At 71.3% G+C, this 8,892-nt stretch carries 6 protein-coding genes and 1 pseudogene; 4 read left to right on the top strand and 3 right to left on the bottom strand.

Annotated elements, in window-relative coordinates; translation table 11 throughout:
• Both PLL68_RS07265 and PLL68_RS07260 read left to right on the top strand, forming a co-directional pair.
• Positions 1-204, top strand: a pseudogene (locus PLL68_RS07265) (trimeric intracellular cation channel family protein); the annotation flags it as partial.
• 101 nt (positions 205-305) lie between these two features.
• Positions 306-2,114, top strand: a complete 1,809-nt coding sequence (locus PLL68_RS07260) for a hypothetical protein (protein WP_324533043.1) — start codon at positions 306-308, stop codon at positions 2,112-2,114.
• Between the two features lie 129 nt (positions 2,115-2,243).
• Here the strand turns inward: PLL68_RS07260 and ligA are convergent, their stop codons facing one another.
• Both ligA and PLL68_RS07250 read right to left on the bottom strand, forming a co-directional pair.
• Positions 2,244-4,421 (bottom strand): NAD-dependent DNA ligase LigA, encoded by a 2,178-nt coding sequence (gene ligA / locus PLL68_RS07255; RefSeq protein ID WP_486659191.1) that lies wholly within the window; start codon positions 4,419-4,421, stop codon positions 2,244-2,246.
• Complete coding sequence (locus tag PLL68_RS07250) at positions 4,418-4,891, bottom strand: mycothiol transferase (RefSeq protein ID WP_324533039.1); 474 nt, start codon at positions 4,889-4,891, stop codon at positions 4,418-4,420. The genes ligA and PLL68_RS07250 overlap by 4 nt, the downstream gene beginning before the upstream one ends.
• A gap of 171 nt (positions 4,892-5,062) precedes the next feature.
• On the opposite strand from PLL68_RS07250, the gene gdhA reads away from it, so the two are divergent.
• Positions 5,063-6,415: an NADP-specific glutamate dehydrogenase gene (gene gdhA / locus PLL68_RS07245; RefSeq protein ID WP_324533037.1), complete on the top strand. Its 1,353-nt coding sequence runs from the start codon at positions 5,063-5,065 to the stop codon at positions 6,413-6,415.
• A 15-nt stretch (positions 6,416-6,430) separates the two neighbouring features.
• Here gdhA and PLL68_RS07240 read toward each other — a convergent pair whose 3' ends face one another.
• A complete protein-coding gene (locus PLL68_RS07240; RefSeq protein WP_324533035.1) occupies positions 6,431-7,330 on the bottom strand; it encodes an alpha/beta fold hydrolase in 900 nt (299 codons plus the stop codon).
• A 65-nt stretch (positions 7,331-7,395) separates the two neighbouring features.
• Here PLL68_RS07240 and PLL68_RS07235 point away from each other — a divergent pair, with 65 nt between their 5' ends.
• Positions 7,396-8,892, top strand: coding sequence for a long-chain-fatty-acid--CoA ligase (locus PLL68_RS07235; protein WP_324533033.1), 1,497 nt, complete (start codon positions 7,396-7,398; stop codon positions 8,890-8,892).

Here is an 8,892-nt window from a genome sequence, read left to right as displayed (position 1 = left end):
ACCGGGCAGGTGCCCGAGGTGCTGCGGCGAGAGCTGTATGCCGTGCCGGCCCTTGCCGGGGCGGGTCTGGTCGTCCTGCTCCACGAGGCGGGGGCCCTCACGACGCTCACCGCCTGGGCGGCGGTCGGGTTCGTCTTCGTCACCCGGGTCGTGGCGGTCGTGCTCAACCTGAACGCTCCGCGCCCCTTGCGCAGCCGAGCCTGACCACCCGGACGAGCGGGTATCAGGAACGGGGAGTCCGGCTCCTTCACGGTGAGCGGCCAGATGGACTGGGGATCGGCCCGCGACGCTCCAAGGAGAACGCCATGCCAGACAACGACCGCACCTCTGCGCGCCTGCCGGCCGCGGTGCTCGCACACCTCACCGAGGTGCTCGGTGCCACGCCGCAGACCACCGGCAAGACCGAGGCCGAGCTGCCCGGCGGGGAACGCCTCGTCGCGTACCACGCCGTGTCGGCCGAGAAGCCCAATGCCGTCGTGGCCGTGGTCGCCGCAGCCGACGGCACCATCACACCGCGCGCCGACTTCACGGCAGCCCTGGGCCACGACCCGTTCATCCCGCACTTCGACCCGCCCGTGCTCGGCACCGTCCCGCCGCGCCGTCGGCCCGTGACGATCAACCCGCGACGCAACGACTGGCGGCTCGACCAGTGCGACCGGCGCAGCGAGAAGATCACCGTCACCATCCCACCCACAGGCACTGCGCCCAAGGCCGACGTCTACCTACTGGCAGACACCACGGGCAGCATGGCGCCGGTCATCGACGCCGTGAAGGCCGGTGCCGACGCCATCCTCAACGACCCCGCCCTGGCAGCCTTCGACGTCGCGTGGGGAGTCGGCAACTACCGCGACTTCACGGTGCCAGCCCCCAACTCCTACGCCTTCCAGCACCAGCTCGCCCCGACGACCAGCACGGCGGCCGCATCCGGCGCCATCTCGACGTGGAACGCCGACGAGGGCGGCGACACGCCCGAGGGCCAGCTCTACGCCCTTCAGGAGCTCGCGACGAACACGAGCATCGGGTGGCGCACCGACAGCAAGCGGATCATCGTGTGGTTCGGCGACACTCCCGGCCACGACCCCATCTGCACCGACCTCACCGGCCTGCCTGCGGCGATCACGGAGGCCACGGCGACCGCTGCCCTCACCGGGGCGAACATCACCGTCGTGGCGGTGAGCACCACCACCGGGGTCGCCGACGCCCTCGACGGCGACCCGAACTCCGGATCCTTCGACTACCCGACCTGTGCCGCCAACGGAACCGCGGGGCAGGCCACCCGGATCACGGCCGCCACCGGCGGGGAGCACCGCACCGGCGTCGACCCGGGCAGCATCGTCTCGACGCTCAGCGACCTCATCGCCGATGCGGTGCAGTCAACCGGCAACGTGCACCTCGTGGCGACTGGCGACACGGCCCAGTTCGTCGAGTCGATCACCCCTGCGGCCGGTTACGGTCCGCTCGCCGGCGACGAGACGCACACGCTGACCTTCGAGGTGGTGTGGGTCGGCACCAAGGCGTGCGCCGAGCGCGACCAGGAGCTCACCGGCACGATCGATGTCGTCGCCGACGACGTCGTGGTCGCGAGCAAGCCGGTGCGGGTCGTGGTGCCGAAGTGCCGCTACCACTACGTCGTCGAGGTGGTCTGCGGTGAGCGGCCGCCCCTTCGCGGGCGCGACGACCACGACGACCGAGGCGACCACCCCGAGGGCCCCGGCGGCGGCCACCCCACGAAGGACGACGGCCCCTGCGCGGTCGTGCCCGGCCGGTACGCGACGGCCGTGCTCATCAGCAACCCGTCCACGTGCACCGCCGTCATCGAGAAGCGGTTCGCCCCGCTCGTGGTCGACGGCAAGACCATCGGGCGCGAGCCCGACATCCAGCCGGCCAAGCCGTTCGCCAAGCTGGAACTGCCCGCGAACCACGCGACGATGGACGACTGCTGCGCTCTGCACGAGGCCGTCGACCACGGCCCGGGTCTGCTGCTCGGGGTGCTCGACATCGTGTCCGACCGTCCGCTGGAGGTGCGGGCCGTGCACACCGCACACGGTGCCCAGACGCAGACCGGCGCCCCGTCGATCACCACGCGGGCCGTCGACCCGCGACGCGCTCCCTGAGTGCGCACTGCCGGTAACCCGGGACCGCCTGCACGACGCCTCGGGGGATCCGCCCACAGACTCGACCCGGCTGGCCACGCCGATCCAGGCCAGCCGGGTCGTGTTTTGCTGACTGTTCCCGCCGGAAGGTCAGGACACGGGATCGGGGTTGCCGGTGTCGAGCAGGCGGCGGAAGCCGGCCTCGTCGAGGATGGTCAGCCCGAGCTCGCGGGCCTTGTCCTCCTTGGAGCCGGCGTTCTCGCCGACGACGACGTAGTCGGTCTTCTTCGACACCGACCCCGAGGCCTTGCCCCCGCGGCTGAGGATGGCCTCCTTGGTCTCATCACGTGAGAACCCCTCGAGTGACCCGGTGACGACGATCGTGAGCCCGGCCAGCGTCTGCTCCACCGACTCGTCCCGTTCGTCCACCATGCGCACACCGTCGGCGGCCCAGCGGTCGACGATCGCGACGTGCCACTCGTTGCCGGGCTTGTCGAACCAGTCGCGCACCGACTCGGCGATGACCGGGCCGACGCCCTCCACCCCGGCGAGCTCCTCGAGCGAGGCGCCGCGGACGGCATCCATCGAACCGAGGTGGGAGGCGAGCGCCCGGGCGGCGGTCGGGCCCACGTGGCGGATGGACAGCGCGACGAGCACCCGCCACAGCGGCTGGGCCTTCGCCGAGTCGAGGTTGGCGACGAGCTTGTGGCCGTTCGCCGAGAGCACGCGGCCGTCGACGACGTCCTGCGGCGGGTCGGTCTTCTTCGCGGTGCGGGTGTAGAGCGGCACCCGGGCGACGTCGTCCACGGTCAGCGAGAACAGCCGGGCCTCGGTGGGGCCGCCGAGCTCGGGGTCCTCGAGGACGCCCGACTCCAGCAGGGCGATCGACCCTTCCCAGCCCAGGGCCTCGATGTCGAACGCACCGCGTGAGGCGAGCGCGAAGAGCCGCTCCCGCAGCTGGCTCGGGCAGGAGCGGGCGTTGGGGCAGCGGATGTCCTTGTCGCCCTCCTTCTCGGGGGCCAGTGCGGTGCCGCACGAGGGGCAGTGGGTCGGCATGACGAACTCACGCTCGGTGCCGTCGCGCAGGTCGACGACCGGCCCGAGGATCTCGGGGATGACGTCGCCCGCCTTGCGCAGCACGATGGTGTCGCCGATGAGCACGCCCTTGCGCCGCACCTCGTCGGCGTTGTGCAGGGTCGCCTGGGTGACCGTCGACCCGGCGACGACGACCGCCTTCATGACCCCGTAGGGCGTGACCCGCCCGGTGCGTCCGACGTTGACCTGGATGTCGAGGAGCTTGGTGTTGACCTCCTCCGGTGGGTACTTGTAGGCGATGGCCCACCGGGGTGCCCTCGACGTCGAGCCGAGTTGGCGCTGGACCGCGACCTCGTCGACCTTGACGACGACGCCGTCGATGTCGTGGGCGTTGTCGTGCCGGTGCTCGCCGGTGTGCGTGATGAAGGCGAGCACCTCGTCGACGGTCTCGACCACGCGGAACTGGTCGGACACCGGCAGACCCCACTCCCGCATCCGGTCGTAGGCCTCGCTCTGCCGGGTCAGTTCCAGCCCCCGGTGCGCGCCGATGCCGTGCACGAGCATGCGCAGGTCGCGGGTCGCGGTGACCCGCGGGTCCTTCTGGCGCAGCGACCCCGCAGCGGTGTTGCGCGGGTTGGCGAACGGCGCCTTGCCCGCGGCGACGAGGCTCGCGTTGAGGTCGGCGAAGGCGGCGAGCGGGAAGTAGACCTCACCGCGGATCTCGACGAGCTCGGGGACGTCGTCACCGCTCAGCGTCTCGGGGATGCCGGCGATGGTGCGCACGTTGAGGGTGACGTCCTCACCGGTTCGCCCGTCGCCGCGGGTGAGTGCCCGGGTGAGCCGGCCGCCCTCGTAGAGCAGGTTGATCGCGAGCCCGTCGATCTTCAGCTCGCACAGGAAGTGGTGCGCCGCGCCACCCGCATCACGCTCCACTCGCGCCGCCCAGGTGCGCAGCTCGTCGGCGTCGAAGGCGTTGTCGAGGCTGAGCATCCGCTCGAGGTGGTCGACCGCCTGGAAGTCGGTGGAGAAGATCGCCCCGCCCACCTGCTGGGTCGGGCTGTCCGGGGTGCGCAGGGCGGGGTGCTCGTCCTCGAGCGCCGTCAGCGAGCGGATGAGGGCGTCGTACTCGCCGTCGCTGATCGTCGGCGCGTCCTTGACGTGGTAGGCGAACTGGTGGGCCCGGACCTGCTCGGCGAGGGTGACCCAGGCGTGACGGGCCTCGTCCGGCACGGCGTCGGCGTCGGTGGGTGGCGTCGAGGCGGGGTCGATCGGCGTGGCGTTCACGGCGGTCATCCTGCCGCAGGGCGCCGACGGGCGAGCAGCACGTCGCGCGTGACGTCGAGGTGCCCCAGGTGCTGGGTGAGCTCCTCGAACACGTGGAGCAGCACGGCACCCTGCGTGCGGTGGCGGGTGAGGCCGTCGCCCGCGGGTGGGTTGCGCGGCGCCTCGTGCGGTGCCGCCGCCCGGGCGTCTTCGTGCAGGCTGGCTCGGCCGGCCTCGAGCATGGTGATCGCCTGGTCGACGGTGAGGGTCGCTCGGAACTCGGCATCGCGGTCGCGGGGCACGACGATGCCGCGGTTGACCGTGCGGCCCCACCGGGCCATGACCCCGACCACGTGCGCGACGAGACCGGATGCCGTGTTGCTCCCCGGCACGTCGTCGAGCCGGACGTTGAGCAGGTCGTCACCCAGGGCGCGGCAGCTCTCGGCGTAGGCGTCCAGGGCGATGTCGCAGGAGGCGAGCAGTTCGTCGACGGTGATCACCCGGCCACCGTAGCGACGGGCACCGACGGGCACCGACGGGCACCGACGGTCGAGGTCGGCTGCGGGCGCGGAGTGCGCCACCGGCTCGCGCGCCCCGCGGGCGACGCCCGCCGGCCTTCCGCTGGGTGACCCGGCACGACACCAGCGGTCGAGGTTTGCCAGAGTGGGCCCATGACCGCGAAACTCCACCCCCGGGTCCAGCCGCACTTCGAGATGGTCCTCTCGCGCAATCCCGGTGAGACGGAGTTCCATCAGGCCGTCTTCGAGGTCATGGCGAGCCTGACCCCCATGATCGGCACCCGCCCCGAGTACGCGCAGTGGTCGGTGCTCTCGCGCATGTGCGAACCCGAGCGGCAAATCATCTTCCGCGTGCCGTGGCTCGACGACCAGGGCCGGGTGCAGATCAACCGCGGCTTCCGGGTGGAGTTCAACTCGGCGCTGGGCCCCTACAAGGGCGGTCTGCGCTTCCACCCGAGCGTCAACCTGTCGATCATCAAGTTCCTCGGTTTCGAGCAGGTCTACAAGAACGCCCTGACCGGCATGCCGATCGGCGGCGGCAAGGGCGGGTCCGACTTCGACCCCAAGGGCCGCTCCGACACCGAGATCATGCGCTTCTGCCAGTCGTTCATGACCGAGCTCTACCGGCACATCGGCGAGTACACCGACGTGCCGGCGGGTGACATCGGCGTCGGCGGGCGTGAGATCGGCTACCTGTTCGGGCAGTACAAGCGCATCACCAACCGCTACGAGTCCGGGGTGCTCACCGGCAAGGGCATCTCCGTGGGCGGCTCGCAGGTGCGCACCGAGGCCACGGGGTACGGCACGGTGTACTTCGCCCGGGAGATGCTTGCGACGGCCGGCCAGTCCTTCGACGGCAAGCGCGTCGTCGTCTCCGGCTCCGGCAACGTGGCCATCTACGCGATCGAGAAGGTCGCGCAGCTCGGCGGCACCGTCGTCGCCTGCTCGGACAGCGGCGGCTACGTCGTCGACGAGACCGGTATCGACCTCGACCTGCTCAAGGAGGTCAAGGAGGTTCGGCGGGGCCGGCTGTCGGACTACGCCGAGGCCCGCGGGGGCTCCGCCCGGCACGTCGTCGGCGGGTCCATCTGGGACGTGCCCTGCCAGGTGGCACTGCCCTGCGCCACCCAGAACGAGCTCCCGGAGAGCGGCGCCCGCGCGCTCATCGCCAACGGCGTCGAGCTCGTCGCCGAGGGCGCGAACATGCCCACCACCCCGGAGGCGGTCGCGCTGCTCCAGGAAGCCGGTGTCGCCTACGCCCCGGGCAAGGCGTCGAACGCCGGCGGCGTGGCCACGAGCGCGCTCGAGATGCAGCAGAACGCCAGCCGCGACTCGTGGACCTTCGAGGCCACCGAGGAACGGCTCGAGGCGATCATGACCTCCATCCACGCGCAGTGCGTCGAGACGGCCGAGCAGTACGGCGACCCGGGCAACTACGTCATGGGCGCCAACCTCGCGGCCTACACCAAGGTCGCCGACGCCATGGTGCTGCTCGGCGTCATCTGAGCGATCCGCCGAGGGTCAGCCGGATGCCGTGAGCAGCGCGGTGACGCGCTCGCCGATCTCGCGACTCGCGGCGCGACCCTCCGGAGTCGGCAGCAGCGGGTAGTCGTGGATCGCACCGTCCTCGACGTGGAGCGCGAAGGCGGCACCGTCCGGCATCCGACGCTCCAGCTCGCGGCAGTCGGGCGCGGTGATGTCGCGGGTCCCGACCCAGACCTCGACCGGCGGCAGGCCGGTGAGGTCGCCGAAGAGGGGGCTCACGACGGGGTCGTCAAGAGCGAGGTCACCCGCCCACGACCGCGCGATCGGGTGCAGGCCCGCCCGGGTGAGCCACGGGTCCGTGGGCTCGACGGCATCCACGGCGGGGTTGGCCATCGTGAGGTCGATCCACGGGGCGATCAGCAGCAGGCCGGCCACCCGCTGGCGCACGGCGGGCGCCGCCTGCTGGGCGGCGACCAGGGCGAGCCCACCGCCCGCGGAGTCGCCGAGCAGCACCACCGAACGCCCCTGGGCGACGAGACCGTGCACGACCTCGGCGACGAGGTCGACCGCCTCGGACGCCGTGTGGTGCGGCGCGAGCCCGTAGATCGGCACGTGCACCTCGACGCCCGTGCGCGCCGCCAGCGCAGCCACGAACGCCCACTGCTGGTCGACGACCTCGTTGGTGTACGCACCCCCGTGGAGGTAGACGACCGCCCCTGCAGCGGATGCCGTGTGGCCGGGTCCGCGCACCACGTGGACGTCGCGGCCCCGCACCCGGTGGGTGCTCACGCGGCTGTCACCGAGTGCCTTCGCGGGCGGGTCGGAGGGGCCCTTGGCGGAGTGGAGGAACGCCAGGCCGGCCTCGCGGGTGGCGTAACGCTTCTTGCGGGTGGCGCGAACGTAGAGCGCCACCGCACGCATCTGCCAGCTCGCCATCGCACCAGCCTAAACGCGTGCGACGATGGGCCAGCCCGACAGAGCCGCCGAGCCCAGGAGCCCCGATGACGAACCTCGCGACCAACCTCACGAGCACTGCAGCGACCAACGCCGAGCAGGATGCGCTGCGGATCAACGGCCAGGGCGTGACCTACGCCCAGTTGCACGCCATGGCGGCGGCCGTGGCCGGAGCGCTGCGCGCCAACGGCATCCAGCCCGGCGACCGGGTCGCGATCATCCTCCCCAACGTCCCGGCCTTCCCGGTCGTCTACTGGGGCATCCTGCTGGCCGGCGGCATCGTCGTTCCGATGAACCCGCTGCTCAAGGCCGGCGAGATCGACTACTTCTTCACCGACTCCGGCGCGAAGATCGCCTTCGTCTGGCCCGACTTCGTGCCCGAGGCCACCAAGGGCGCCCAGAACAGCGGCACGCAGATCATCGAGTGCGGCCCGATGGGCCCGGTGGCCGGCTCCTTCGAGGGCGGCGACCCGATCACCGACCCGCACGAGCGCGCCGACGACGACACCGCGATCATCCTCTACACCTCCGGCACGACCGGCCGGCCCAAGGGCGCCGAGCTGACGCACTCCAACATCCACCTCAACGCGCTGCGCTCGGCCAAGGTCATCCAGCAGATGACGGCCGACGACATCGTGATGGGCTGCCTGCCGCTGTTCCACGTCTTCGGCCTGGTCGTCGGGCTCAACGCCGCCACCATCGCCGGGGCATCGCTCGCCCTCATCCCGCGCTTCGACCCCGCCGCAGCGATCGAGGTCATCGAGAAGGAGCGGGTGACGATCATGCAGGGCGTACCGACGATGTACGCCGCGATCCTCAACCACCCGGCATCCGACGGCATGGACGCGTCGTCGCTGCGCACCTGCGCGTCCGGCGGCTCCGCGATGCCGCTGGAGGTGATGCGCTCGTTCGAGGAGAAGTTCGGCTGCGTCATCCTCGAGGGCTACGGCCTGTCCGAGACCTCGCCCGTCGCGTCGTTCAACATGCCGACGATGGAGCGCAAGCCCGGCACGATCGGCGTGGCCATCCCCGGCTGCGAGATGAGGTGCGTCGACCTCGACGGCAACGAGGTGCCCGTCGGCGAGGTCGGCGAGATCGCCATCCGCGGCGACAACGTCATGAAGGGCTACTGGAACAAGCCCGAGGCCACCGCGGAGGCCATCCCCGACGGCTGGTTCCGCACCGGTGACCTCGCGACCATGGACTCCGAGGGCTACTTCACCATCGTCGACCGCAAGAAGGACATGATCCTGCGCGGCGGCATGAACGTATACCCGCGCGAGGTCGAGGAGTGCATCTACGAGCACCCCGACGTGCTCGAGGTGGCTGTCGTCGGCATCCCGGACGAGCTCTACGGCGAGCAGGTCGGTGCAGCGGTGGCCCTGCGCGAGGGTTCGACGGCGACCCCGCAGGACATCATCGACTTCGCCAAGGAGCGGATCGCGGCGTACAAGTACCCGCGCACCGTGTGGGTCGTCCCTGAGCTGCCCAAGGGCCCGACCGGCAAGATCCTGCGCCGCGAGGTGCACGCCCCGGCTGAGTGA

This window comes from Ornithinibacter sp. (assembly GCF_035443565.1).
Taxonomy (GTDB): Bacteria; Actinomycetota; Actinomycetes; order Actinomycetales; family Dermatophilaceae; genus Fodinibacter.
This window is presented reverse-complemented; position numbering and strand designations above follow the sequence as displayed.